A 23,719-nucleotide genomic window follows, 5' to 3' on the forward strand; every position below is an offset into this window, starting at 1 on the left:
CGATGGACCGCTCAATGCTCTACCGGCGTTTTCGCACCCTCCTGATCGCCAACCGCGGCGAGATCGCCTGCCGCGTCATCCGCACCGCCCGCGCCATGGGCCTGCGCACGGTCGCGGTCTATTCCGAAGCCGATCGCGATGCAATGCATGTAGCGCTCGCGGATGAAGCTGTGCTGCTCGGGCCGGCGCGTGCCCGCGACAGCTATCTCAATATCGAGCGGCTGATCGAGGCCGCGCGTAAGACCGGCGCCGAGGCCGTGCATCCCGGCTATGGCTTCCTGTCGGAAAATGCCGAGTTTGCACGAGCCTGCTTCGACGCCGGGTTGGTGTTCGTCGGCCCGACCGCCGGGATGATGACGGCGATGGGCTCGAAATCCGGCTCGAAAGAGCTGATGGAAAAGGCCGGCGTGCCGCTGGTGCCCGGCTATCACGGCGAGGCCCAGGACGAGGCGACGCTTGGGAAGGCGGCCGACAAGATCGGCTTTCCCGTGCTGGTGAAGGCCTCCGCCGGCGGCGGCGGCCGCGGAATGCGCATCGTGCGCTCGGCTGATGAGCTTGCATCCGCGATCGTCAGCGCCAAGCGCGAGGCCAAGGCCGCATTCGGCGATGACCGCATGCTGATTGAAAAGTACGTCGATAATCCCAGGCATATCGAGGTCCAGATCATCGGCGACAGCCATGGCAATCTGCTCTCGCTGTTCGAGCGCGAATGCACGTTGCAGCGCCGGCACCAGAAGGTGATCGAGGAGGCGCCATCGCCAACGCTCAATGCCGCGCAGCGCGAGACAGTTTGTGCTGCCGCGCGAAAGGCAGCGGGCGCCGTGAACTATGTCGGTGCCGGCACCATCGAGTTCGTCTCCGACGGCAAGGACGTGTTCTTCATCGAGATGAACACGCGTCTGCAGGTTGAGCATCCCGTAACGGAGCTGATCACCGGGATTGATCTCGTCGAGTGGCAGCTGCGCGTCGCCTTCGGCGAGGCGCTGCCGCTGAAGCAGGACGAAATCAAGCTCAACGGCCATGCCATCGAGGCGCGCGTCTACGCCGAGAACCCGACCAAGAACTTCATGCCGTCGGTCGGCAGAATCTCGACCTGGCGCATGCCGGCGGAAACCGGCGGCCTGCGCATCGACGCCGGCTATCGCGAGGGCGATAGCGTCTCGCCCTACTACGATGCGATGCTCGCAAAGACGATTGCATGGGCGCCCACGCGGGACGTCGCGATCGACCGCCTGAACCGCGGCCTGGAGGAATCCGATGTCCGCGGCATCGTCACCAACATCCCGTTCCTTTCCGCGCTGATCACGCACCCGAAGGTGCGGGCGAACGCGATCGACACCGGCTTCATCGAGCGCGAGCTGGCGGTACTGACGTCGGCGGCGCCGGCGCCTGGAGAGCTCGAGCTCTGCGCCGCAGTCGGTGCAATCGTCAACGAGGAGCGGCAGACGGCGCAGGCGGAAGCGAATTCGCCCTGGCAGACCTTTGGCTGGCAGCCGGTCGGCCGCCGCCAGCGCAGCTTTGCCTTCCGCGTCGGCCATGGTCCGGAGCAGAAGATCACGCTGAACTACGGCAGCGGGCCGGCGACGCTGGTGATCGGCGAGCGCGAGCTGGCGTTCACGATCGCGGCGAAGGACGGCGGCTTCGACCTGACCCTGGACGGCGTCAAATCATCGGTTGCGGCCGTGATCGGCGGCCATGAACTGTACCTGCGCACGCGCAACGGCCGGTTCGACCTGCACTGGGTCGATCCGTTCGGCGGCGAGAGCGAGGAGCATGTCGGCGAAGACAAGATCGCAGCGCCGCTGCCGGGAACCGTCGTCGCCGTGCTGGCCGAGGAGGGTGCCAAGCTGGAGAAGGGTGCGCCGATCCTCACGCTCGAAGTGATGAAGATGGAGCAGACGCTGCGCGCGCCCTATGCCGGTGTGCTGAAATCCATCAAGTGCAAGGTCGGGGACATCGTGCAGGAGGGCGTCGAGCTCGCCGTGGTCGAGCCTGCAGGAGAGTGACATGAGCGACCAGGTCCGCATCATTGAAATGGGGCCGCGCGACGGCCTCCAGAACGAGAAGACGCCTGTCAGCGTCGAAGCGCGCATCGCGTTCGTCGAGGCGCTGGTCGCGGCCGGGCTACATACGGTCGAGGTCGGCGCCTTCGTCTCGCCCAAGGCCATCCCGCAGATGGCAAGCTCGGACGCCGTGCTGCGCGGCGTCGCGCATGTGAAGGACGCCGAATTCCACGTGCTGGTACCGAACGAGAAGGGCTATGACGCCGCGCGCGCTGCGGGCGCCAAAGTGGTCTCCGTGTTCGCGGCGGCCTCCGAAGGATTTTCGCGGGCGAACATCAACTGCACGGTTGCGGAGTCCATCGAGCGCTTCAAGCCGGTGCTGGCGCGCGCCAGGGACGATGGCGTCAAGGTGCGCGGCTATATCTCCTGCGTGCTCGGCTGTCCGTTCGATGGCGAGATCAAGCCGAAGGCGGTGGCCGATCTTGCGAGCACGCTGTGGGAGCTCGGATGCTATGAGATCTCGCTCGGCGACACCATCGGCGTCGGCACGCCTGATAGGGCGAAGGACATGTTACGCGCGGTCAGCGCCAACATCCCGCCAGCAAAACTCGCGATGCATTTCCACGACACCTATGGTCAGGCGCTCGCCAATCTCTATGCCGGCCTGGAGGAGGGCGTTCGCGTCATCGACGCCGCCGCCGGCGGCCTCGGCGGCTGTCCCTACGCACCGGGCGCGACGGGGAACGTCGCAACGGAGGACGTCGTCTACATGCTCGAAGGCATGGGCGTCAGGACCGGTGTCGATATGCAGAAGCTGCTCGTGGCGACGAACGCGATGAGCGTCGTGCTGGGCAAGCCGCCCGTGAGCCGCGTGGCCTCCGCGCTGAACGCGAAGAAGAAGCGGGTGGTCTCCTAGTTCTCCGTCATTGCGAGCGAAGCGAAGCAATCCAGAGTCTTTCCGTTGAGGCGGTCTGGATTGCTTCGTCGCTTCGCTCCTCGCGATGACAAGTGAGAGAGCCTTCGTAGGGTGGGCAAAGGCGCGAAGCGCCGTGCCCACCATCTTTCACAATCGTTGGCGGAAGGTGGGCACGCTTCGCTTTGCCCACCCTACGAGACCTGCCGTTAGGCCGCCTTCAGCCCGACATCCGGCAGACGCGGCCGGTTCTTGAGCGCCTTGGCCATCATGGCCTCGACCTCGGCCTTCTCGTGCGGCAGCAGTGCGAGGCGGGGCGGGCGGGTCAGGGCGGTGCCGCGGCCCATGATGTGCTCGCACAGCTTGATGCACTGGACGAGGTCCGGGCGGGCATCGAGATGCAATAGCGGCATGAACCATTCGTAGAGCGGCATCGCTTCGGCCAAGCGTCCGGCCTTGGCGAGGCGGAACAGCGTTTCGCCTTCGCGCGGGAAGGCGTTGGACATGCCGGAGACCCAGCCGACGGCACCCATGGCGACGCTCTCGACGATGACGTCGTCGAGACCTGCGAACAGCACGAAGCGGTCACCGACCATGTTCCTGGTGTCGATGAATCGTCGCGTGTCGCCGGAGGAATCCTTGAAGCAGACCACGGTCTCGACGTCGGCGAGCGAGGCCAGGATGTCGGGTGTGACGTCGTTCTTGTAGATCGGCGGATTGTTGTAGAGCATCACCGGCAGGTCGGTCGCAGAGGCGACGGCGCGGAAATGCGCAGCGGTCTCGTGCGGCTTGGAGGAATAGACCAGCGCCGGCATCACCATGACGCCGTCGATGCCGATGCGTGCGGCTTCCCTCGCCGTCTCCACCGCAAAGGCGGTGGTGAACTCGGCGATGCCGCACAGCACGGGCACGCGGCCCTTCGCGACCGCCTTCGCGGTCTCCATGATCGCGACCTTCTCCTTGCGCTCCAGCGAGGTGTTCTCGCCGACCGAGCCGCAGACGATCAGGCCGGAGACGCCGTCGCGGATCAATCCGTCCATCACCTTGGCGGTCGCGTCGATGTCGAGCGAGAGATCGTCGTGGAATTGGGTGGTGACGGCCGGGAAGACGCCTTCCCAGGCAACGCGGCGGCTCATTGTTTTGACTCCAGGTAAATATGCCGGCGGGGGGCTGGAGCCGCCGGCTTTTGTGAAAGGGATGGGGAACCGGATCAGAGCGTCGCGCCGACCTTGCGCAGCTCGGCGAGGACGGGGGCCTTGGGCAGCCAGATCTTGTCGAACTCGGCGATCACGGCCTCGGTGTCCTTGGCATCGACCTGGCGGATCGGGATCGGCGCTTTCTTGAAGTTCTCGATCAGCGTGGGCTCGTTGCCGGCGAGCTCGTCGATCTGCGCGTCCAGCGTCGACTTGATCGTCTTGGTGATCAGCTCGCGGTCGGCGGCGGGCAGAGACTGCCAGACCCGGCCGGATACCACCGCGGCCATCGGCATGAAGACGGCGTTCATTTGCAGGATCACCTTCGACACCTTGTCGAAGCGCTGGTTCCAGGAGAATTCGAGATCGGCTTCGAGGCCGTCGACCTGGCCGTTGGCCATGGCATCGAACACCTGCGGCGTCGGAATCGGCGTCGGCGCTGCGCCGAGCGATGAATAGAAATCGCGATAGACCGGTGTCGGGTTGATGCGCAGCTTCATGCCCTTGATGTCGGCGAGGGAGTTCAAGTCCTTGGAGGAGAACACCGCGCGCATGCCGGTGATGCCCCAGCCGAGCCCGATCGTGCCGGTCTCCTGCGGCAGCACCTCGAACAGCTTCACCGCCGCCGGATGCCGCACGAACTTCGCGACCGCCGGCGTCGAGCGCACGATGTAGGGCGCGTTGATCGCGGCGATGTGCGGCACGCGCGAGCCGAGCTCGGCGGCCTGGATGAAGCCCATGTCGAGCGCGCCGGATTGCAATTGCTGCATCATCGCGGTCTCGTTGCCGAGCTGGCCGGAGTGAAACACGGTCAAGGTCAGGCGGCCGTTGGTGGCAGCCTTGAGCTCGTCGCCGAATTTGAGCGCGGCCTTGTTCCAGGAATGGCCGTTCGGCGTGATCAGGCCGAGACGGAATTCCTTGGCCTGGGCGAGCGCCAGCGACGGCGCGAACACCGAGGCGGCGGCACTGGCGGCGAGAAAGTGGCGGCGTGAAAGCGGCATGGTCGGGCTCCTTTCGGATGGGCCTATTTGACGAGGATCAGCGAGAGCGAGGGATAGAGCGAGAGCAGCACCAGGAGGACGCAGGAGATGACGAAGAAGGGCAGCGTCACCATGAACATCCTGCCGGGCTTGGCGCCGGTGACGGCGGCCGCGACGAAGAAGCAAAGCCCGACCGGCGGCGACAAAAGGCCGAGCACGAGGTTGATCACCACGACGACGCCGAACTGCCGGGGGTCGATGTGATAGATCTCGGTTGCGACCGGCAGCAGGATCGGCACCGTCATGATCAGGCCGGGAATGCCGTCGATCACAGTGCCGATCACCAGCAGGATGGCGTTGCAGATCAGCATGAAGCTGACGGGATCCTTGGCGGCGGTCTGGATCCAGGCGGCGGTCTCCTGCGGCACCTTGCCGAAGATCAGGACCCAGGAGAACACGGCGGCGGCCGCGACCAGAAACAGCACGATCGCCGAATAGATGGCGCTGCGCAGCATCATCTGCGGCAGCTGCGAGAACTCGAACTCCCTGGTCCAGAACTTTCCGACCAGCGCTGCGGCCACGGCGCCGACGGCGGCGGATTCCGTGGCGTTGGCGAGGCCGCCGAGAATGGTGCCGACGATGACGATCGGGATCAGCAGCGTCGGCGAGGTCCGCAGGATCGTCATGACGCGCTGGCGCGGCGTCTGATAGTCGGCGCGGGGATAGTTGTAGATGTAGCCCATCAGCGCGATGACGAGGCAGAACATCACGGTGAGGATGACGCCGGGCACGATGCCGGCGATCAGCATGTCGCTGACCGAGACCTGCGCCAGCACGCTGTAGACGACGAACATCACCGACGGCGGGATGATCGGGCCGAGCATGCCGCCATAGGCGGTGAGGCCCGCCGCGAAAGTCTTGTCGTAGCCCTTCTTCTCCATCTCCGGCACCATGATCTGGGCCATGATCGCGACCTGCGCAGTCGCCGAGCCCAGGATCGAGGAGATGAACATGTTGGCGAGGATGTTGACGTAGGCGAGCCCGCCCTTGAGCGAGCCGACGAAGGCCATCGCCATGTCGACGATGCGCCGCGTGATGCCGCCGCCGTTCATGATCTCGCCGATCAGGATGAACAGCGGGATCGCGATCAGGCCGTAGCTGTCGACGCCGCCGAACAGCTGAAGCGGATAGGACTGGAACAGCACCGGGTTGCCGGACGCCGCGATATAGACGAGCCCGGCGAGGCAGAGGCAGAGGCCGATCGGCACGCCGACCAGCATGAACGCCATGAAGGCTGCTGACGTGATCATCAATTGACCCCGTCGAGCTCGGAGAGCTGGAAGCCTGTCAGCGGCGTGCGCGGGACCAGCCCGAGATCTTCCAGCAGATTGGCGAGGCCGTGGATGGTCATCGACACCGCGAAGATCGGCAGCGTCAGATAGAGCACCCAGGTCGGCCAACTCAGCGTCTGGGTGCGCTCGGTGTAGAGGAAGTTGAAGGTCTCGGCGGCCAGCTTGCGCCCGTCGAAGCCGGCGCGGGCGAGGCCGACCGGGTCCATCCAGAGCACGCAGGTGATGATCAGCGCGACGCCGAACACGACGACGAGCCCGGTCGAGATCACTTTTGCAAGTTTCTGGCGCCGCGGCGACAGCCGCTCCGTCAGCATGGACACCGCAAAATCGAGCCGCAGCCGCGTCATCGCGGACGCCCCGATGAAGGTCAGCCAGACCACGCAATAAACGGCGGATTCGTCGATCCAGTAGATCGGGAAGTGCGAGTAGCGGGTGACGACGTTCACCAGGATCAGGCCGGTGAGCAGGTACATCAGGCCCATCAACACCAGCCGCTCAAACGCGAGCAGGGCGCTCGACATCCGGACGATCATGCGTCGGAGGCTGAGTGCGCGCGTGGCCGGCATGGTCTGCTCGATCATGAAAGAGGCCCCAACCCCCTGAAGATTTGTCGTGCGATTGCCGAATGTATAATTTATACATTTTGGGAGTCAAACGGAGTTTGCGGTCGTTTCGTCGGCAGGGTGCGCTTTTGCTGGGCACTTTGGTTGTGGCGCCTTGGCTTTTGCCGGGCAGCTCGACATGCAAGACAGGGACCGCGTCGGCCGCACGAGTCGGGAAGGACAACGGACGATCAGATGAAACAGCCTCTGAAGCATCGCACCCTGTCGGCTGCGATCGTCGACCAGCTCCGCCAGGCAATCCTCGACGGCACCTATCCGGCCGGATCGCAACTGCGCCAGGACGCGCTCGGCGAGGCCTATGGCGTCAGCCGCATTCCCGTGCGCGAGGCGTTATTCCAGCTCGAGGCGGAAGGCCTGGTGCGGATCGTTCCGCAGAAGGGCGCCATCGTATCCGAGCTGTCGCTGGACGAGATCAACGACGTTTTCGACCTGCGCCGCATCCTGGAGCCGCGATTGCTGGCGCAGTCGGCGCCGCGTTTCACGACTGAGGATTTCGACGGGCTCGATAACATCCACAGGAGTTTCGAGAAGGCGATCAAGGCGCGCAACGTCAGTGAGTGGGGCCAGCTCAACGCCGACTTCCACATGGCGCTCTACGTTCACGCGCCGCAGCCGCGCACCCGCGCGATCGTGCTGTCGCTGCTCCAGACCAGTGACCGCTACACGCGCCTACAGCTCTCCAACACCAAGGCGATGGGCATTGCCGAGAAGGAGCACGCCCAGCTGATCGCGCTCTGCCGCGCGCAGAAGGTGGACGAGGCCTGCCGGTTTCTGGAGCGACACATCGAAGCCGTGCGCAAGGACCTGCTGCAGGTCGTCGCCAACGCGCCGAAGTCGCGGCGAAAAGAGAACCCGTAGGACCTCCTACCCTTGGTCAAGGGGAACGTCCTTATAGGGCAATATGGTAGCGCCGTGCTCGATGCAGTCCAGGACGCTGCGCGCCGGCTTTGCCGGTGCCTTCGGCATCCTGGACAGCATCTGCGGGCGGCGCTCTGGCGCTCGGCAGGTCGGGACGAAGGAATGGTCGCCCGGCCGAACAAAGGAATGGGGCTCACCCGTTCGCGGAGTTCTTTGTGCCGTTATGGTCCGCATCGTATGGGGTCTGTCGCTTGAGCGTCGTGCACAGGGCAAAAAGCAAGCGATCTCCCACGCTGCGCAGAGCCCGCGCGTGACCGTGTCCTTTTCTGCGCAAGGCATCATACCGTCGCCTGCTGGCAGCGTCGTGTTGGATGGCGACACGCGACCAGTGATGGACGGCGCTCTGTAGCCGCCTGTTGCAGGCGAGGCGGCGGATCACGAAGCGTTGTTTGCCGCTTTGCCGCGTCACCGGCGCAGCCCCTGCCAAGGCGCGCAGAGCATGGTAATCTCGTCTGCGCAGGGGCTCTGCGGCCTCGGCGAGCAGTGTGGCGAGATTGATCCTGCCGATTCCTGGCCAGGAGCGTAGGATCGTCACGTCGCACTGCTCCGAGCTCTGCCCCGACGGCTTCTCCTCTCCTTCGAACTCGGCACATAGCCGGTCCAGGTTCTGATGAGCCTCTTTGATCTGCCGATTGACCAGGTGCAGACGTGCCGCCAGGCTGCGGATGTGAGCGCAGGCTGCCTCCGTCGTGCCGGGGGCTACGAACAGCGGTGCCTCGCGCAAAGTCCCGAGCACCGTCGCCGCATTGAGACGGCGGATACGATAGTCCCTGAGAACACCTGCGATGGCCTTCTCGCTGGCCTTGACCGCACTGGCGGGGGTCGGCACCTTCTGCCAAAGCGCCAGGAACCATTCGTCGGCGACATCGTCGGTCAACTTGGTGGCCTGGGGATAATATCGCCACAACTGCTGACGCAAGCGGTTGGCAAGCCGCGTGCGTTCCTGCTGCAGTTCGTCCGCCAGGCGCGACCACTCCCGCAGCTCAATCATCGCCGCATCGTCTGCCACAAGCCGACGGAAAGCAGCACGGTCAGTGCGCAGCGAGGCGCCGAGCACATGAGCATCGCGGCGGTCGTCCTTGGCACCGGCCACCGTGAAGCGATCGCGGAAGCGATCCAGTTGCTTGGGATTGATGGCAAACACCGCAAACCCGTGCTCGAGCAGCATCTCCACCACCGGGCCGTGCGGCATCTCGATCGCCACGGCGATCTGTCCCGGTGCGGCCTTGGTCTTCTCCAGCAGCCAGTCACGCAACTCCGTCAGCCCGGCGCCGCCATGGTCGAACTCGTGCTGCGCAACCTGTCTTCCCGCGGCATCCAGCAGGCAAACGCTATGGCTCCGCGTTGCCCAGTCGATCCCGACGAACCAGCGTACATCTTCGATCATTGTTGAGACCTCCTTGCTCGCAAGGCGGGCCACCACGATCCTGATCAGTCCCTGTACCGGCGCTCTTGGCGCGACCTCCTACCGGATCTCGATCGCGGTCGCTCCGCCGGGGCGCGGTTCCTACGTCGGTGCTCGAGGCACAGGTGGACAAGGCTGCTCCCGGCGGATCGGCCCGGACGGCCAGTCTACATCCGAAGGCCGCCACGAACCCCACAAGGGTACAGGGTGGGTTAGTCGAGCAGATGCGCGAAGCGCATGTGCTCGGCGTAACCCACCACTGTTCGTCTCCGCGGAAACAGAAGAGGTGGGTTACGCCGAGCGACTGCGCTTTGCGCAGCCGCTGGTCTAACCCACCCTACGGCAGTTGTGATTGTAGCTACCTGCTGCCGTCCGGCCCCATCACGAGGTCCGGCAGCCAGGTCGAGATTCCCGGCACGAAGCAGAGCAGCAGCACCGCGAGCATCATCAAGAGCACGAAGGGCAGCGTGCCCCAGATCACCTCGCGCAGGGGAATATCAGGCGCGACGTTGCGGATGACGAAGATGTTGAGGCCGACGGGTGGATGGATCAACCCCATCTCCATCACGATGGTCATGACCACGCCGAACCAGATGATGTCGAAGTTGGCGGCGCGGAGCGGCGGCAGGATGATCGGCGCCGTCATCAGGATGATCGAGACCGGCGGCAGGAAGAAGCCGAGCACGACGACCATGACGAGGATCGCGAACAGCAGCTCCCAGCGCGGCAAATGCATCGCGACGATGGCTTCGGCCACCGATTGCGAGATGTGCAGATAGCTCATCACGTAGGAATAGAGCAGCGACATGCCGATGATCATCATCAGCATGGTCGATTCCCGGATCGTCGACTTCATGATCGGGGCGAGGTCGCTCGGCCGCCACACGCTGTAGATTGCCGCGATCAGCGCCAGCGCCAGGAGGCCGCCGAGGCCCGCGGTTTCCGACGGCGTGGCGTAGCCGCCATAGAGCGCGACCATGACACCGGTGAGCAGCAGCACGAAGGGGATCACGCGCGGCAGCACGCTGAAGCGCTCGGCGAGCGTATATTCGTCGCGGGTGAGGATCGCAGCCTCCGGCCCGCCGTTCTTGTAGACCGCTTCGGCCGCCCTGTATTCCTGGCGGAAGCGGATCACGGCATAGGCGCCGAACAGCGTGACCAGCAGCAGGCCCGGTCCGATGCCGGCGAGGAACAACCGCCCGAGCGACTTTTCGGCGGCGACCGCGAACAGGATCATGGTGATCGAGGGCGGAAGCAGGATGCCGAGCGTGCCGCCGGCGGCGATGATCCCAGCTGCAAAGCCGCCGGAGTAGCCGCGCTTGCGCATCTCGGGGATACCGGCCGAGCCGATCGCCGAGCAGGTCGCGGGCGAAGATCCCGCCATTGCCGCAAACAGCGCGCAGGCGAACACGTTGGCGACGCCGAGGCCGCCGGGCACGCGATGCAGCCAGGCGTGCAGCGCCGAATAGAGATCCTGGCCCGCGCGCGACTTGCCGATCGCCGCGCCCTTCAGGATGAAGAGCGGGATCGACAGCAGCGTGATCGAGGCCATCTCCTCGTAGACGTTCTGCGTCACCGTATCGAGCGAGGCCGAGGGCATGTAGATGCCCATGAACACGACCGCGACCGCGCCGAGCGCGAACGCAATCGGCATGCCCGAGAACATCACCAGCAGCGTCGCAATGCCGTAGGCAAGGCCAATGCCGAAAACGCTCATGGCCGCTTGGCTCCGGTGAAGGGCAGCGCAAGCTGCACGAGGATCTGGAGGCAGAGCAGGCTCATCCCGAGCGCCATCAGCGAGTAGGGAATCGCGAGCGGCGGCGACCACATCGAGTTGGAGACCTGGCCGTCGACATAGGCCTCATGGGCCAGTGTCCAGGACTTCCAGGTGAAGAAGGCGCAGAACAGGAATGTGGCGGCATCGACCAGCCAGAGGCGAACCTGGTTCGCGAATGGCGACAGCAGGCCGACGAAGGCCTCGATGCCGATATGACCGCGATTCTGCTGCACATAGGCCGCCGTCATGAAGGTGGCGCCGACCAGGAGGAACACGGCGGCCTCGTCCTGCCAGTAATTGGCGGCCTTGAACAGCGCGCGGCTGAGCACGCTGTAGCTCAGGATGGTGCAGGCGGCGACCAGCGCAATCGCGGCGAACACGACGATGATGCTGTTGAGGACGGCGAGACCGCGATCGATCGCCGCCGCAGGGCCGGTCCCTGCGGCAACGCTCGCCTGGTCGTCACGATCCGGAAGCGGACCGTGGCTCATGCCGCGACGTCGATGGCGAGCTTGAGCAGGTTTGCGGCGGTCGCGGTCTTGGCGCTGTAATCCTTCCACGCGGTGTCGCGCGCGATGTCGCGCCATTTGCCGACGGTCGCGGCATCCAGAACCGAGACCTTGGCGCCGGCCTTCTCATAGACCTTGGCGACCTCGACGTCGTCGTCCTGCGCGCCCTTGCGGCCGAAGGCTTCGAGCTCGGTGCCGACCGCGAGCAGGATGTCCTGATGGTTCTTCGGCAGCTTGTCGAAGATCGCTTTCGACATCATCAGCGGCTCGAGCATGAACCAGTAGGAGGCGCCTGCCCCTGATGTCAGCGACTTCGCGACCTCTTCCAGGCGGAATGAGATCAGGCTGGTCGAGGAGGTGATGCCGGCATCGCAGGCGCCGGTCTGCATCGCCGCGTAGATTTCGTTGGAAGGCACCGACAGCACCGAGGCGCCGGCGGTCTGCAGCACCATGTCCATCTCGCGCGAGCCGCCGCGCACCTTTAGGCCCTTGGCGTCTTCCGGCGCGACGATCGGCTTGGAGCGGCTGGCGACGCCGCCGGCCTGCCAGACCCAGGTGAGCAGGATGATGCCCTTGTCGGCGAGGAAGTCGGTCAGCGCCTTGCCGACGGGCTCCTTCTTCCAGCGCAGGCCCTGGTCGTAGGTGGTCACCAGGCCCGGCATCAGGCCGATATTGGTTTCCGGCACCTCGCCGCCGGCATAGGGCATCGGATAGAGGCTGATATCCAGCGCGCCCTTGCGCATGGCGGAGAACTGCGCGTTGGTCTTGATCAGCGAGGAGTTCGGATAGATCTCGGCGGCAATGTCGCCGTTGCTGCGCTTGGCAACTTCAGCGGCGAACATGCGGCAGAGCCGGTCGCGGAAATCGCCTTTGTCGATGGTGCCGCCCGGAAATTGATGTGAGATCTTCAGCGTGGTCGCGGCCTGCGCGGTGCCAGTGCCGAAGCGCAGAATGGCGGGTGCCGCGACGGCGGTCGCGATCAGATGTCGGCGCGTAATCATGGTGTGATCCCTTTGATCGTTTCTTTGGACTGTTCTTGTTGGTGTGATTTGGGTCGGGTCTTGTCAGACCGGCGTTCGGGCCTATCCTAGCCGGTCTTCCACCCGATATTCTCTCATCTGATAGTTCGAGACCGAATGCCCCGGCAAGTGCCGGCCGTGCTGCGCTGCACACTTGCGATCCCGGTTGTGAGCGCGAAGCACGCCGTACAGCGGCCAGCGGATGGCTCGCCAAAATTTATAGGCAGCGGCGTAACAACGCCGACTGGCGATCCGTCGATATTGAATAGCGGCGTCCGTCGCTGACAAACACCATCTCGAAGGAAAGATGAACCATGACCATTCGCACCCGCATCGTGCTCGGCGTCTCGGCTGCCGCTCTCTCGCTAGGCCTCGCGTTTGCGCCGGCCGCTTTTGCTCAGGACAAGATGGGCAAGGACGACGGCATGATGAAAAAGGACACGATGTCCAAGGACGGCATGATGAAGAAGGACACCATGTCCAAGGACGACGGCATGAAGAAGGACCACATGTCGAAGGACGGTATGAAGAAAGACGACGGGATGATGAAGAAGAACTGATCCAGGGCCCGTCATCGCGCAACGCCCTTTGGCGGGTCGCACCCTCTCGAATTCCGGCGGCGGCCTTTGAGGCCGCCTCCGGAATGATTGTTCAGTTCAAGTTCAATTGAACGTGACCGGCGCGTCTTACTTGCGCTTCGCTTTGCGGGCGGCGTAGCGCGCATCGCGCTTGGCCTTCTGCTCGGCCTCGAGCGCAGCCAGCCTCTCGGCGGCTTCCTCGGCCTCCCGCGCGATCCGCGCAGCTTCCGCCGCCTTGGCCTCTTCCTCAAGGCGCTTCTGTTCGGCCTTTTCGGCCTCGCGCGCGGCCTTTGCCTCGGCGCGCTTGGCCGCGAGGGCCTCGCGTTCAGCGCGGCGCGCGATCACCGCCGGATCATCGGGGCCCGGCTGCGACTTGAACTTGTTCAAAAGATTTTTGCGAGCGTCCTGCGCCGCCTTTTGCCGGTCTGCAAAGCCGGGTTCCCTGAATCCACTCATCGACGAGCCTTGTCTTCCTCGCTTTCGATCCTACATCGGTGCCTGTTGGTACGTCGGCTGGGCATAGCAGGCGCCACGCGACGCAGAAGCGTGTACATCGGCGCGCGTCGCGAAGCCACCCATAATCGCAGCCGATCAGGTCAACGAAAAATCGCCCCCCGACGATCTCTCGTAGCCCGGAAAAACTGCTGAATTGTGATGTCCCTCATAAACGGGGCACACGGGCGACGCCTAGCGTCCGCCCCGTACGAGACGGAGCACGGGCATGACGATCTCAAGACCAAGCCTGAAAGCGCTGGCGATTGCCTTCGCCGTGGCAGGCGTGGCCGGCGCCGCGCTGCTGCTCGCACGTCCGCAGCCCATCGAAAGTGCCGTGCTGGGAGCGGATTGGGAATGCACCCGGACTGCATTCGTGCTCACGAGCTGCGCACCGCGCGTTCAGGAGGCAATTCCGGCGGTCGAAACCTTGCGCAAGGATGCGATCCGGCAGACCCGGGGCTGAATTGGGCCGGGTGATCGGGATGTGACGCGACGCCGCAGAGGTGGTAAAGCCAGCGCGCCAGCGTGACCAGGCGGCCATGTCGAAACCAGAGTCCAGATCCGAACGGGGCGAGGAGCCCAATCCTCGACCGAACCGTCAGCCCAAGCGTCCGTCCGGCGGCGACCGCCGCGGCGCGCTCGCAGGATTGATCATCGCGGTCGTGATCCTCGGCGTCGGCTGGTGGCTGGCCCGGGACCTGACGGCAGCCAGCAAGATGCAGGATTGCCTGATGTCCGGGCGAAGCAATTGTAACGTGATCGAGCCGGCGCGGTAGGCGCGATCCCGCACGACCCGCAGGGCTGAAAAAAGGCCCTGATCTTAATCATTTGTAACGGGACTTAGCCGATCAAGCAGGGCAGTGATTTCGGCCGGCATCAGCCCGGCGCGTGGCGATTCGTCGATCGCGCCCGGAAATCATGGCCATGGAAAGAACAGGGGGCTAGCACGCATGAGTGCGTCCAAACGCATCAAGATCATCCTTCCCGTGGTCTCCGCCATCTCGTTGCTCGCGCTGTCGGCGCAGGCCCAGGAGGCCAGGCCACCGAAAGACGCCAGCCCACCGCCGGCCGGGCCGGCCGCAGGCGCGCTGCCACAGGCCAATCCGACCATGCGCAAGGGCCCTCCACCCCAGCAGGCGACCCGCCCTGCGCAGCCGGGCGGTCAGCCCCATGCAGGTCACAATGCCGGCGGCCCGCCGCCCGGACGTCATGTTGCGCGCGGTCCTGCTCCGGCACGGGACTGGGGCGGACACAGCTATCGCGGCAATCTCGCCTGGGAGGGCGGACGCTGGCGCCACGAAGTCCGCCATGGCCGGTCCGGCTGGTGGTGGGACGTTGGCGGCGTCTGGTACTATTATCCGCAGCGCATGGCTGGCCCGCCGGCCTACATCTCAGAGGACTATATCGACGACGTGCCGGTAGCCTACGCCCCGCCTCCGGTGGCCTATGCGCCGCCACCTCCGCCGCCGCCACCGGCTGATCCCGGCGCCAGCGCGCTTGGCGGCGCGATCGTCGGCGGCCTGCTGGGCGGGCTGATCTCAGGCAATGCAACAGGGGCTGCGGCTGGCGCGGTCCTCGGCGGTGCAACGGGCGCAATCGCCGGTGCGACCGCTGCAGCCCAGCCCGGCTATTACTGGGCGCAGGGTGCCTGCTACTACCGTTATCCGAACGGCCAATATGTGCAGGCCGACCCCCGCGCCTGCTATTGAGTTTTCTATTGAGTTTTCCTGGCCGGATCGGACCATTGAGGCGGGCTCGGGCCCGCCTCATCTTCTTGCACACCGGCGGTTGCTTCGAATTGGCTCTGGCGCTCGCCGCCGCTCCACGCAAATCTCAAAGAAAAATGACGGGATGATTCGCGGGGATGTGGGACATGCTGGATGCCATCCAGATCAGCCTGGCGCTCTGGGCCATGATCGTTTGCGGCGGAATTAAACTCGCGCAGGTGCTGCCCAGCCTAATCTAAGGCAGGATCAGCGGGTAGACCGACCACGTCGCGCGTCAGGACACGAGCCAGTTGAAGAACGCGATCGAGGCCCAGACCAGGCCGGCGATCCAGGCCACCATGACGACGCCGATGGTACCGAGATAGGCGATGCCGAGCAGGTCCGCGCGATGTCGCTGCGTCGGCACGATGACTTCGGTTGCTGCTTTGCGTGTCATGACCGGACATCACCCATGAAGCCTTGGCAGCTTGTTTAGCGGAGATGTCGCGGACAGGCTGTGACGTGGTTCACAGATCGGTCCACGCGGCTGGCGGGGGACCCCGCAATCATACGGAACGAAATTGCCACGCGCTTGTCCAGATGGCCGGCTAGAGTCTGCCTCATGTACACCGAGTACGATCCGCAACATGAGGCCGAGGCCGCAATGAAGCGCGCCGCGGAGGCCGAGGGTGTCGACCGGCAACGGCTGATCCAGCTGGCCCTGGCATGGCACGAACTCGCCCGCGATCTGCGCGATGAGCAAGCCGGCGCCTCGCATCCGGCCGGACACAGACCGCCGGCCCGATAGCACTGACATGAGAAAAACCCCGTGCTCGGGGGACAAGCACGGGGTCCTTCAAAGCCGACTGGGGCTGGCGGGTCGGCACCACTCTGTTCGGTTATCAAACGCGCTGATCGCGCATTCGTTCCCGATCGATCCGCAGTGATGAAGGCCATCGAATTGCAGCGATCTTCCACCGCAGCAAGCCATCGTTAACGAATGCGCCGCGCCATCGAATTGCGGTTGCGATTCGTGCTTGCGAACGAAGCGGAGTCGGACCGTGAACAAACAAAAGCCCCGCGGGGGCTCCGTGTTTTACGCCGCTTCCGTCTTCGGAACGGCATCGGCATTCACCGACAGCTTGACGACGTCGCCTTCGACGGCACCGACATATTTCGTGTCGATATAGTGGTGATGGTCCTTGTGACCTTCCGGGCTGTCCTTGCGCGTCAGCTTGATGCGGTTGCCCTCGAGCCGATCGACGGTGCCGACATGTGCGCCGTCCTTGCCGATGATTTTCATGTGCTCTCTGATGTCAGCCATGCTGTCCTCCTTGCATGGATTCAACTGCGAAGGTGCCTGTTCGTTGCAGCAGGCGCGTTGGACCCGCTGGGTTTTCCAGACGTTGACGCCTGACTGGATCTGTCAAGAAGCGCAATGGAGACCATTCGAGCCTATCTGGAGCGCAAGCACGCGGAACTCAGGCTGTTGAACGGCAGCCTGAGAAACCCGCTCGACTTGGCGCCGCCGCGTTCCGTCGACGACGTCGTCCGATCCAAATTCCAGATCACTGCGGCGCTCAGGGCGGAGCACGAATTGCACGAGTGGAAGGCGACCGAGACAGCCTGGTCGCACACGGCCGATCCCGCCAGTGGGCCGTTCGAGTTCAGTTACGATTACCAGCGGGCCGATCTCACGGTACGCGGGCCGTCGTTCTACGCGCTCGACGGCGGTTGCACGAGCACGGCGATCTACACCGCCTCGGGAATGGCGGCGATCTCCGCGGTGCTGCTTGCCTCCCCGCGGATCGTTGCGAAGGCCGACATCCTGGTGCTGCCAGGCTCCTACGGCGAGACGCTGGAGCTGATCCGAAGCTTCATCCCGCATTTGCGGATCGAGGCCTTGACGCTGCCGCTCGGCGATGCGTTGGCACGGGTGGGCTCGCCGCGGATCCTCCTGCTGGATTCCTGCTCCGTCGCCGGCGCCATCGAAGCGGTGCTGCGCCGTGACGGCTCGGGACTCGATCTCCTGATTTTCGATACGACGTGCTTCGCCGGCAGGTCGGGTCGCATCAGGCGGGTCTCGAGGTGGGCCAGGTGGCACGGAATTCCGCTGGTGCTGGTGCGAAGCCACAACAAGCTCGACTCGCTCGGAGCGGAATATGGCAGGCTCGGCTCAGCCGTCTTCGTGCACGGGCATGAGCGTTCGCCGCGGGCAGGGGATATTGAATGGACACGTCTCGCGTCCGAAACGCGCAATGCGGTGCGGCTGCTCGGCGGTGCGGCATTGCCGGCCCACTTCCCGCCCTTCGCAGGCAGCGCGGCGTACTGGGCGCTGACGAAGCGGCGCGTGGCGGCGATCTTGCGTAACGGCCGAAGCTCGGCGCGATACTTTGCCGCCGAGATCCCGGCGCTCTCGGCTCAGCTTCGCTTCACCCACGGTCTCTACGTGACCCTTCGCGGACAGCGCGCGCTCGACGAGGCGGCAGCGCGGCAGGCTGCCGAGGACATGAGCTGCGAATTGCGCCGCGAGGGCTTTCCCATCCGCCACGCCGGCAGCTTCGGCTTCGACTTCGCCGCGACCGAATGGTTTCACGACGCGACGACGAATCAGTACAGCGTCCGGGTCGCGGTCCCGGATTTGCCGACCGAGATGTGGGACGATCTCACCGCTGCCCTTGCGCGGTGGTGGCGCGGTCATCAGCCGGCAGGTGGAGACGTGTCTGTCGGTAGCCCCGCGGAGGGCGGGTCGATCAGTCGACCGCCAGGCAATATTCCAGTTGCGGCTTCTCGCGGTCGCGGCGTGCCCATTCCTGAAGGGTAAATGCAGGCTGACGTTGTCCCGTTGCGGCGCCAATGATCGAGGCCTGGGCCAGCTTGATGGGCCGCGTGACCACATTGGTGCTCACCACGCCTGCGTCGATTGCCAGATACGATATCGCAACGACCGCGACCGCAGATGCGATCGCCATTCTCGTCAGCTCGGATTGCCGCATTCAGAAACCTACCGGGCCCGTCTCGCCCGGCGTTTACATAGTGCTGGTCGGCACCGTTCAAAGGCCGGCATATGGTTACCCACGCGTTCGTGAAGAGCGATTGATTGAAAGTGAGACGGAAGATAGTCGGCAGGCCTGCCGCATCGCTTAATTTCACGCGCTCACACTCGGCGAACCGCGCCTTATTGACGAGTGTTCGGGCGGCATTGCCACCACGTCATGACTGAGAACACACGATCTCACACCTTAAGTGCCGCTGGACGACACCCAGTTATTTTACACCGCCGCGCAAGTAGCTTTAGCGCAATCTTATATTCCAAACCTGATCATCCGGAAGACCTGGAACGTCTGCGCGTGATTTGATCTCGCCACCTCCGGTCATCCACGTGATGGTTTCGCCCCGAGATTTGCTGACGAGGCTTACATTGTCCCCGTTCTTAAGAGCGTGCGACTCCAGCTCCACTACCCGCCTCATGAGAGCTTTGAATTCCTGCATGGTAGGAACTTCGGTGCCATCGAGAATTACCGGCATCTCATTTCTCCAAAATTGACTGCAACTATAAATTGAGGGTAGCATATACGGCACTGCTTGCGCAAGTCAGGCCAACTGATCCTCGACGCCGTATCATCTTGAGGATAGCGCCTGCGACCCGTTTGGCCGAGCATTTTCAGTTTTAGCCTAGTCCTCTATCGCTGACCGGCTGAGATTAGGAAGGTCCGGCCGATCTTTTGCCATTTTGCTGTCGTGCAGCGAACTACAAACTCATTACAGATCAGTTGGCGAACTCATCGCCTGCTCGATGGAAGACGGTCGGTGTCGCTCAACGTCCCATGGGGGAAGCAAACCTCACGAGGCCGAAGTAAACCTCACAAGCCATGCAAGAGTGCCGTCGAAACAGTTTTGGCAAGGGTATAGGCAAACGCACCAGGGCGCCAAAAAGCGTAAGGTCACCTAGACTGATAGCGTGTGAATAGGCGAGCGGGTCACGAGGTGGGCCAGCACGATGTTTTGCGTGGCCACCCGGAGAAAGACAGGGCGCAACGATGCAGGAACATCGCTCAAGTCGGTCAAATCAACGTTACCAAATTGGCATATCTTCCGGAGCTTCGCGAGCCCGCGCTTATCCCTCAGGCTCAGTGGCTCTGGACTCCTAGATTCCGCAACGGCGAAGGTCCGTTTGTCGGTCATAGGCAGGGCTCCATGGGGGTCAGTCCTGATCGTCGTCAATCTGGACGGTGGGCTCCTGGAGTGCCTTGGCCATCAAGAACCGGTCCATGTCCTGACGTAGCGTGTCGAGGCACTCGAGCGCGCGCGAGTAGAACCGCTCTTGCGCCTCCGCACCAGTTCGCCAGGTGGAGAGTTGGCGGCATTTTGTGGCGATGCGCTCATCGGAAAAAGAAACGTAGGTCGTCGTGTGCGCAAAAGCATTGCGCACGTCTTTGATCAGCATCAGATCGCCATAGAGCGGGTCGTCAATTAGCTCAAAGAAATAGGCGATCTCGATCTTCCCAGAGAACGAGTGGAGCGGCCCCATTCCGGTGAAAATCCGCTTAGCAAGCTTGTTGGAGATCGGCCGCCCGGCCGTCAGCAGTAGCTTCTCAAGTGTGTCCTCGATCTGTCCGCCCACGACGAGGACATTCGCCGCGCTAACGTGCTTTTCCAGCAGTTTCTCGACGTATGGAGGGCGCGGCGGCTGTTGCTCGATCATGGGCGGGCTCGTAGCGGGTTTGGGGGAATTGGACGCCGGTCACTCCCCCATCGCGGTTAGCGGCGGGGCTGCTGTGCGGGGCGCGCTCGGCAAAGGCGGACAACCGCCGAGGGTGTGGGTTGTCCTTGGCCGCCGTCACGCCTTCCGCCGGGGTGCGGCGTCGTCCGTGTTGGACGCAGCATCACGACGCATGCTCTTGCGCAGAGCCTCCTTCAGATCGATGACATTGTCTCCGCGATTGAGAGCGAGCTTAGGCTGCTCGTCCGACGGCTTCCGGCGCGGCTTCGGTGCTGCCATCAACTTGCGGGGATCAAACGCCGCGATCATCTTTTCCACTATATGCTTCGCGAGATCGAGCATTTCCTTCGTGATTTTCACGTTGGAAATCGTGTCAAACAGCTCGCTGGGGACGCGCACCTGATCGGCGTTGCGCAACAGCGTGGCAACCATGCCATCACCTTGAGGCTCTAAGGCGAACGTGTGCTTCCCTAGTGTGGCAATGCCAATCACCTTGTTTGCCGCCATCGCCTCGCGGATGACCGCATAGGCGTCGTGACCGACGCGTCCCTCTGGGACGAGGTAATAAGAACCCGCGCAATAGATCGGCTCGATTTCGCCGGCCTTTGCAAAGTTTTCGATTTCTATAGTGATGTGGGCGCCTAGTTCGAGCTCAGGCGCATCTTCAGTTGCAAAATGAAGCCTCACAGGACACGTGACCAGTGCGAGCCGCAGAAAGCCTTGGAACGCGAACTCCGGCCGCTCGACCTCGGACTTCGGCTCCGGCGGGTTCAGCTTGTCCTCCAGCGCACTCGTTACAAACGAATTGAGGGTCACATCTTCACGTGCGGCTGCAAACGCTGCCTGCCGGTGCAGATCTGGCGGCACCCGGACGTTGAAAAGCCCCTTGAATGGCCTTGCCGGCTCCTTTCCCGCCTCGGTGCAGGTCGCAAGATAGTCTTCGACTAGCTCGGCGAAGGCCGCCTCGACGTCCGCTGCGCTTTCAACTTCTGTAGTGATCAGGTCGTCGATATGCAGCACGCGAATGAGGAGCTTGTTGTCCTCAAAATCGACCGACCCTTGGTAGTCGCGATAGCGCACGGTGCTCATAGCAGACCCAAATTTTCGAGTTGTTCTTGCAGGCGGCGAACCATCGCCGGTCTCATCTCGCCATCGTGTGGCTCGTCCAGAAAGATCATGGCCATAGTGACGCGATGCATGAACTTCCGCCTGCTGCCGGCGGTCTTCCCAGCTCTAAGTTGGTCGAAACCCATAGCGATGATCAACCGCTCGAAATCGCGATAGCGGTACGTTCCTCGGCAATCGCCGAACGAGTGCTTCAGCTTGTCCGTTTGCGACATGCCCCGCCCGCCCGATGTAACTGGAAATCAGTTACACCAACCGGCCTCGATTTGCAATCCCTGCCGCTCTCCGTGAGGGTTCAGGGCGCTGTCAACATCCTTCGATCTCGACTTGGTCGCGCCGATCCAAACCGGCTGGGCCTCGCCCGTCGACCGAACAGGTCCATCACGCGCGGCCCTTGTCCACGAGCTTAGGCGCCGCGGCGTCGCGCGTTTCCTCCGTCGCCTGGCGGACGTCGTCAACGGTTGCGGCCGTGTAAAATTCTATGTCGTCTTGATGTCGGTATGGCCCGAGCAGCTCCTGTATTTGGCTTTTGAGCGGCCCGAGACATAGGTGACAAATCGTACCGGACACATGGGTTACACTTTCCGCTTTTGTTCTGCGGGAGGTGTGGATGCCGTGGAAAGCGAGTTCGGTAATGGAAGAGCGCCTGCGATTTGTCGCCCGGCTTCTAGATGGGGAAGCCATGACCGAGGTGTGCCGGGAGTTCGGCATCTCCCGCAAAACCGGCTACAAGATTTTCGACCGCTACAAGGAGCACGGGCTGGAGGCGTTGAGCGACCGCTCCAGGCGGCCGATACGCTATGCCAACCAGCTCCCGCAGCAGCTCGAGACCCTGATCGTCCGGCTGAAGAGCGAGAAGCCGCACTGGGGCGCCCGCAAGATCCGCGAACTGCTGGTGCGCCGGCTCGATGGCGAGGTCAGGGTTCCCGCCAAGAGCACCATTCATGCGGTGCTCGATCGCCATGGCCTAGTCAAGCGCGGCGGCGGGTCGCGCCACCGCGCGCGCGGCACGCCGCTGTCGCAGGGCACGCTTCCCAATGATCTGTGGTGTGCCGACTTCAAGGGCGAGTTCAGGCTCGGCAATGGCCAGTACTGTTACCCACTGACCGTCAGCGATCATGCCTCGCGCTTCCTGCTGCTCTGTGAAGCGCTGGACTCAACGCGCGAAGACCCTGCCATTACCGCCTTCGAGCGGCTGTTCCGCGAACGCGGTCTGCCGCTGGCCATCCGCTCCGACAATGGCGTGCCCTTTGCCAGCCCCAACGCCTTGTTCCATCTCTCCAAGCTGTCGGTGTGGTGGCTTCGGCTGGGCATTGCCATCGAGCGGATCAAGCCAGGCCATCCACAACAGAACGGCCGTCATGAGCGCATGCATCTCACGCTCAAAAAGGAAGCGACTAGACCGCCTGGGTTCAACAGCCTCCAGCAGCAGGATCGCTTTGACAGCTTCCTGCACGAGTTCAATGAGGAACGTCCCCACGAGGCGCTCGACATGAAGTGCCCTGCCGAGCTCTACACCGCTTCAGCGCGCCACTACGATGGCCTGCCCGAACTGTCCTATCCCTTCCACGATCGCGACGTCATCATCACATCCTGCGGCCGCCTTTGCCTGCATCGCAAGAAAATCAACATCTCCATCGTGCTGGCCGGCCAGAAGCTCGGTATCAAGGAAGTCGACGACGGCATTTGGCTCGTCAGCTTCATGCACTACGACCTGGGATACTTCGACCTGGAGCAAAAGACCTTGCAGCCCCTCGACAACCCGTTTGGTCCGAGGCCTGTCACCGATGTCTCGGGTACGACATCGTCTCTCTGACCGAGATAGGCACTCTTGCTCATTCTTGGCATGGCAGCCACTTGCTTGGCCGCACTGAGCAGTCAACCCCCGAAGCCCGCAGGGGCGCGCCCCTTGGCGCGCGGGGTTGACGGCGAATGTGCGGGCCGAGCAATAGTGGTCCGCGCCATGAGTGCGTGGAGTGACCCCGCAACCCTCGACACCCGTTCGGCACGAGGTTGTCACCCATGTCTCAGGTACGTTCTGTTACCTATGTGTCCGGGCTGGACATTGTCGTGACTGGCGATCCCGGCAGGACTCGAACCTGCAACCCGCGGAGTAGAAATCCGCTACTCTATCCAGTTGAGCTACGGGACCGTCTTGAGCCGGCCGGTTGGGGCCGCCCGATTGGGCGGCTGGCCGTTCATGTAGCATGCCAATATGAAAAATTGGGTGTTTCGCCAAGCCTGAACCGAACCGTTTTCCTCCGTGCTGCGACAAAGCGGAACGGTGGGGTGTCAGGGTGCCGGGTTGAGCGGCAGCGGACTGGACGATGGATCACATCGCCGGGAACGCTGAACAGCTTCCGGGACACGGCCGCCGGTCGACTGGCTAAGTGTTGCTGC

At 63.5% G+C, this 23,719-nt stretch carries 25 protein-coding genes and 1 tRNA gene; 11 read left to right on the forward strand and 15 right to left on the reverse strand.

Going from position 1 to position 23,719, the window contains the following annotated elements; all coding sequences use genetic code 11:
• Window positions 1-2: 2 nt before the first annotated feature.
• Both N2602_RS19315 and N2602_RS19320 read left to right on the forward strand, forming a co-directional pair.
• Complete coding sequence (locus N2602_RS19315; RefSeq protein ID WP_260383583.1) at window positions 3-2,006, forward strand: acetyl/propionyl/methylcrotonyl-CoA carboxylase subunit alpha; 2,004 nt, start codon at window positions 3-5, stop codon at window positions 2,004-2,006.
• Between the two features lies 1 nt (window position 2,007).
• Window positions 2,008-2,919, forward strand: a complete 912-nt coding sequence (locus N2602_RS19320) for a hydroxymethylglutaryl-CoA lyase (protein WP_260383584.1) — start codon at window positions 2,008-2,010, stop codon at window positions 2,917-2,919.
• A 206-nt stretch (window positions 2,920-3,125) separates the two neighbouring features.
• Here N2602_RS19320 and N2602_RS19325 read toward each other — a convergent pair whose 3' ends face one another.
• The 4 genes from N2602_RS19325 to N2602_RS19340 all read right to left on the reverse strand — a co-directional run bounded on the left by N2602_RS19325 (window position 3,126) and on the right by N2602_RS19340 (window position 7,022).
• On the reverse strand, window positions 3,126-4,052 hold the full coding sequence (locus tag N2602_RS19325) for a dihydrodipicolinate synthase family protein (protein ID WP_175421761.1): 927 nt from the start codon (window positions 4,050-4,052) through the stop codon (window positions 3,126-3,128).
• 74 nt (window positions 4,053-4,126) lie between these two features.
• Window positions 4,127-5,110 carry a TRAP transporter substrate-binding protein gene (locus N2602_RS19330; protein WP_172789732.1) on the reverse strand — a complete coding sequence of 328 codons (984 nt, stop codon included), beginning with the start codon at window positions 5,108-5,110 and terminating at the stop codon, window positions 4,127-4,129.
• Between the two features lie 23 nt (window positions 5,111-5,133).
• Window positions 5,134-6,399, reverse strand: a complete 1,266-nt coding sequence (locus tag N2602_RS19335) for a TRAP transporter large permease (RefSeq protein WP_212257020.1) — start codon at window positions 6,397-6,399, stop codon at window positions 5,134-5,136.
• Complete coding sequence (locus N2602_RS19340) at window positions 6,399-7,022, reverse strand: TRAP transporter small permease (RefSeq protein ID WP_260383585.1); 624 nt, start codon at window positions 7,020-7,022, stop codon at window positions 6,399-6,401. Before N2602_RS19340 ends, N2602_RS19335 begins: the two co-directional genes overlap by 1 nt.
• Window positions 7,023-7,238: 216 nt before the next feature.
• Here N2602_RS19340 and N2602_RS19345 point away from each other — a divergent pair, with 216 nt between their 5' ends.
• Window positions 7,239-7,922 carry a GntR family transcriptional regulator gene (locus tag N2602_RS19345; RefSeq protein ID WP_260383586.1) on the forward strand — a complete coding sequence of 228 codons (684 nt, stop codon included), beginning with the start codon at window positions 7,239-7,241 and terminating at the stop codon, window positions 7,920-7,922.
• 193 nt (window positions 7,923-8,115) lie between these two features.
• Here N2602_RS19345 and N2602_RS19350 read toward each other — a convergent pair whose 3' ends face one another.
• The 4 genes from N2602_RS19350 to dctP form a co-directional block, all read right to left on the reverse strand.
• On the reverse strand, window positions 8,116-9,369 hold the full coding sequence (locus tag N2602_RS19350) for an IS110 family transposase (RefSeq protein WP_172789764.1): 1,254 nt from the start codon (window positions 9,367-9,369) through the stop codon (window positions 8,116-8,118).
• Window positions 9,370-9,745: 376 nt separating this feature from the next.
• Window positions 9,746-11,104, reverse strand: coding sequence for a TRAP transporter large permease (locus N2602_RS19355; RefSeq protein WP_172789122.1), 1,359 nt, complete (start codon window positions 11,102-11,104; stop codon window positions 9,746-9,748).
• Window positions 11,101-11,655 carry a TRAP transporter small permease gene (locus tag N2602_RS19360; protein ID WP_172789121.1) on the reverse strand — a complete coding sequence of 185 codons (555 nt, stop codon included), beginning with the start codon at window positions 11,653-11,655 and terminating at the stop codon, window positions 11,101-11,103. The genes N2602_RS19355 and N2602_RS19360 overlap by 4 nt, the downstream gene beginning before the upstream one ends.
• Window positions 11,652-12,674 (reverse strand): TRAP transporter substrate-binding protein DctP, encoded by a 1,023-nt coding sequence (dctP, locus tag N2602_RS19365; protein WP_172789120.1) that lies wholly within the window; start codon window positions 12,672-12,674, stop codon window positions 11,652-11,654. Before dctP ends, N2602_RS19360 begins: the two co-directional genes overlap by 4 nt.
• Window positions 12,675-13,006: 332 nt before the next feature.
• Between dctP and N2602_RS19370 the strand changes: the two genes are divergently transcribed.
• Window positions 13,007-13,252, forward strand: coding sequence for a pentapeptide MXKDX repeat protein (locus N2602_RS19370; protein WP_036027965.1), 246 nt, complete (start codon window positions 13,007-13,009; stop codon window positions 13,250-13,252).
• A gap of 126 nt (window positions 13,253-13,378) precedes the next feature.
• Here N2602_RS19370 and N2602_RS19375 read toward each other — a convergent pair whose 3' ends face one another.
• A complete protein-coding gene (locus N2602_RS19375; RefSeq protein ID WP_172789119.1) occupies window positions 13,379-13,726 on the reverse strand; it encodes a DUF6481 family protein in 348 nt (115 codons plus the stop codon).
• A gap of 265 nt (window positions 13,727-13,991) precedes the next feature.
• Here N2602_RS19375 and N2602_RS19380 point away from each other — a divergent pair, with 265 nt between their 5' ends.
• From N2602_RS19380 to N2602_RS19390, 3 genes are all read left to right on the forward strand, one after another.
• On the forward strand, window positions 13,992-14,228 hold the full coding sequence (locus N2602_RS19380) for a hypothetical protein (RefSeq protein ID WP_172789118.1): 237 nt from the start codon (window positions 13,992-13,994) through the stop codon (window positions 14,226-14,228).
• Window positions 14,229-14,304: 76 nt separating this feature from the next.
• A complete protein-coding gene (locus N2602_RS19385) occupies window positions 14,305-14,541 on the forward strand; it encodes a hypothetical protein (protein WP_260383587.1) in 237 nt (78 codons plus the stop codon).
• Between the two features lie 174 nt (window positions 14,542-14,715).
• Entirely contained in the window at window positions 14,716-15,474 is a 759-nt protein-coding gene (locus N2602_RS19390) for a hypothetical protein (RefSeq protein ID WP_260383588.1), read from the forward strand.
• Between the two features lie 292 nt (window positions 15,475-15,766).
• Here N2602_RS19390 and N2602_RS19395 read toward each other — a convergent pair whose 3' ends face one another.
• The gene (locus tag N2602_RS19395; protein ID WP_172789115.1) at window positions 15,767-15,928 is read right to left on the reverse strand and encodes a hypothetical protein; all 162 of its coding nucleotides are present in this window, start codon (window positions 15,926-15,928) and stop codon (window positions 15,767-15,769) included.
• Between the two features lie 165 nt (window positions 15,929-16,093).
• Between N2602_RS19395 and N2602_RS19400 the strand changes: the two genes are divergently transcribed.
• Window positions 16,094-16,279, forward strand: coding sequence for a hypothetical protein (locus tag N2602_RS19400; protein ID WP_172789114.1), 186 nt, complete (start codon window positions 16,094-16,096; stop codon window positions 16,277-16,279).
• 288 nt (window positions 16,280-16,567) lie between these two features.
• Here N2602_RS19400 and N2602_RS19405 read toward each other — a convergent pair whose 3' ends face one another.
• Window positions 16,568-16,795 carry a DUF2171 domain-containing protein gene (locus N2602_RS19405; RefSeq protein ID WP_025036201.1) on the reverse strand — a complete coding sequence of 76 codons (228 nt, stop codon included), beginning with the start codon at window positions 16,793-16,795 and terminating at the stop codon, window positions 16,568-16,570.
• Window positions 16,796-16,909: 114 nt separating this feature from the next.
• Between N2602_RS19405 and N2602_RS19410 the strand changes: the two genes are divergently transcribed.
• On the forward strand, window positions 16,910-18,295 hold the full coding sequence (locus N2602_RS19410; protein WP_260383589.1) for a hypothetical protein: 1,386 nt from the start codon (window positions 16,910-16,912) through the stop codon (window positions 18,293-18,295).
• 32 nt (window positions 18,296-18,327) lie between these two features.
• On the forward strand, window positions 18,328-18,618 hold the full coding sequence (locus N2602_RS19415) for a hypothetical protein (RefSeq protein WP_260383590.1): 291 nt from the start codon (window positions 18,328-18,330) through the stop codon (window positions 18,616-18,618).
• Window positions 18,619-19,675: 1,057 nt separating this feature from the next.
• Here the strand turns inward: N2602_RS19415 and N2602_RS19420 are convergent.
• The 3 genes from N2602_RS19420 to N2602_RS19430 form a co-directional block, all read right to left on the reverse strand.
• The gene (locus tag N2602_RS19420; protein ID WP_260383591.1) at window positions 19,676-20,176 is read right to left on the reverse strand and encodes a hypothetical protein; all 501 of its coding nucleotides are present in this window, start codon (window positions 20,174-20,176) and stop codon (window positions 19,676-19,678) included.
• A 135-nt stretch (window positions 20,177-20,311) separates the two neighbouring features.
• Window positions 20,312-21,283 (reverse strand): toxin-antitoxin system HicB family antitoxin, encoded by a 972-nt coding sequence (locus N2602_RS19425; protein ID WP_260383592.1) that lies wholly within the window; start codon window positions 21,281-21,283, stop codon window positions 20,312-20,314.
• Window positions 21,280-21,534, reverse strand: coding sequence for a type II toxin-antitoxin system HicA family toxin (locus tag N2602_RS19430; RefSeq protein ID WP_260383593.1), 255 nt, complete (start codon window positions 21,532-21,534; stop codon window positions 21,280-21,282). The genes N2602_RS19425 and N2602_RS19430 overlap by 4 nt, the downstream gene beginning before the upstream one ends.
• 395 nt (window positions 21,535-21,929) lie before the next feature.
• On the opposite strand from N2602_RS19430, the gene N2602_RS19435 reads away from it, so the two are divergent.
• The gene (locus N2602_RS19435) at window positions 21,930-23,135 is read left to right on the forward strand and encodes an IS481 family transposase (protein WP_260379387.1); all 1,206 of its coding nucleotides are present in this window, start codon (window positions 21,930-21,932) and stop codon (window positions 23,133-23,135) included.
• Between the two features lie 259 nt (window positions 23,136-23,394).
• On the opposite strand, the gene N2602_RS19440 is transcribed toward N2602_RS19435, so the two are convergent.
• A tRNA-Arg gene (locus N2602_RS19440) sits at window positions 23,395-23,471 on the reverse strand.
• Between the last annotated feature and the right edge of the window lie 248 nt (window positions 23,472-23,719).

Source organism: Bradyrhizobium sp. NC92, assembly GCF_025200865.1.
Lineage (GTDB): Bacteria > Pseudomonadota > Alphaproteobacteria > Rhizobiales > Xanthobacteraceae > Bradyrhizobium.

Bases quoted from the DNA above. Each gene is read 5' to 3' on its own strand.
- N2602_RS19315 (WP_260383583.1), top strand. From the start codon at position 3: ATGGACCGCTCAATGCTCTACCGGCGTTTTCGCACCCTCCTGATCGCC.
- N2602_RS19320 (WP_260383584.1), top strand. From the start codon at position 2,008: ATGAGCGACCAGGTCCGCATCATTGAAATGGGGCCGCGCGACGGCCTC.
- N2602_RS19325 (WP_175421761.1), bottom strand. From the start codon at position 4,052: ATGAGCCGCCGCGTTGCCTGGGAAGGCGTCTTCCCGGCCGTCACCACC.
- N2602_RS19330 (WP_172789732.1), bottom strand. From the start codon at position 5,110: ATGCCGCTTTCACGCCGCCACTTTCTCGCCGCCAGTGCCGCCGCCTCG.
- N2602_RS19335 (WP_212257020.1), bottom strand. From the start codon at position 6,399: ATGATCACGTCAGCAGCCTTCATGGCGTTCATGCTGGTCGGCGTGCCG.
- N2602_RS19340 (WP_260383585.1), bottom strand. From the start codon at position 7,022: ATGATCGAGCAGACCATGCCGGCCACGCGCGCACTCAGCCTCCGACGC.
- N2602_RS19345 (WP_260383586.1), top strand. From the start codon at position 7,239: ATGAAACAGCCTCTGAAGCATCGCACCCTGTCGGCTGCGATCGTCGAC.
- N2602_RS19350 (WP_172789764.1), bottom strand. From the start codon at position 9,369: ATGATCGAAGATGTACGCTGGTTCGTCGGGATCGACTGGGCAACGCGG.
- N2602_RS19355 (WP_172789122.1), bottom strand. From the start codon at position 11,104: ATGAGCGTTTTCGGCATTGGCCTTGCCTACGGCATTGCGACGCTGCTG.
- N2602_RS19360 (WP_172789121.1), bottom strand. From the start codon at position 11,655: ATGAGCCACGGTCCGCTTCCGGATCGTGACGACCAGGCGAGCGTTGCC.
- dctP (WP_172789120.1), bottom strand. From the start codon at position 12,674: ATGATTACGCGCCGACATCTGATCGCGACCGCCGTCGCGGCACCCGCC.
- N2602_RS19370 (WP_036027965.1), top strand. From the start codon at position 13,007: ATGACCATTCGCACCCGCATCGTGCTCGGCGTCTCGGCTGCCGCTCTC.
- N2602_RS19375 (WP_172789119.1), bottom strand. From the start codon at position 13,726: ATGAGTGGATTCAGGGAACCCGGCTTTGCAGACCGGCAAAAGGCGGCG.
- N2602_RS19380 (WP_172789118.1), top strand. From the start codon at position 13,992: ATGACGATCTCAAGACCAAGCCTGAAAGCGCTGGCGATTGCCTTCGCC.
- N2602_RS19385 (WP_260383587.1), top strand. From the start codon at position 14,305: ATGTCGAAACCAGAGTCCAGATCCGAACGGGGCGAGGAGCCCAATCCT.
- N2602_RS19390 (WP_260383588.1), top strand. From the start codon at position 14,716: ATGAGTGCGTCCAAACGCATCAAGATCATCCTTCCCGTGGTCTCCGCC.
- N2602_RS19395 (WP_172789115.1), bottom strand. From the start codon at position 15,928: ATGACACGCAAAGCAGCAACCGAAGTCATCGTGCCGACGCAGCGACAT.
- N2602_RS19400 (WP_172789114.1), top strand. From the start codon at position 16,094: ATGTACACCGAGTACGATCCGCAACATGAGGCCGAGGCCGCAATGAAG.
- N2602_RS19405 (WP_025036201.1), bottom strand. From the start codon at position 16,795: ATGGCTGACATCAGAGAGCACATGAAAATCATCGGCAAGGACGGCGCA.
- N2602_RS19410 (WP_260383589.1), top strand. From the start codon at position 16,910: ATGGAGACCATTCGAGCCTATCTGGAGCGCAAGCACGCGGAACTCAGG.
- N2602_RS19415 (WP_260383590.1), top strand. From the start codon at position 18,328: ATGATCGAGGCCTGGGCCAGCTTGATGGGCCGCGTGACCACATTGGTG.
- N2602_RS19420 (WP_260383591.1), bottom strand. From the start codon at position 20,176: ATGATCGAGCAACAGCCGCCGCGCCCTCCATACGTCGAGAAACTGCTG.
- N2602_RS19425 (WP_260383592.1), bottom strand. From the start codon at position 21,283: ATGAGCACCGTGCGCTATCGCGACTACCAAGGGTCGGTCGATTTTGAG.
- N2602_RS19430 (WP_260383593.1), bottom strand. From the start codon at position 21,534: ATGTCGCAAACGGACAAGCTGAAGCACTCGTTCGGCGATTGCCGAGGA.
- N2602_RS19435 (WP_260379387.1), top strand. From the start codon at position 21,930: ATGCCGTGGAAAGCGAGTTCGGTAATGGAAGAGCGCCTGCGATTTGTC.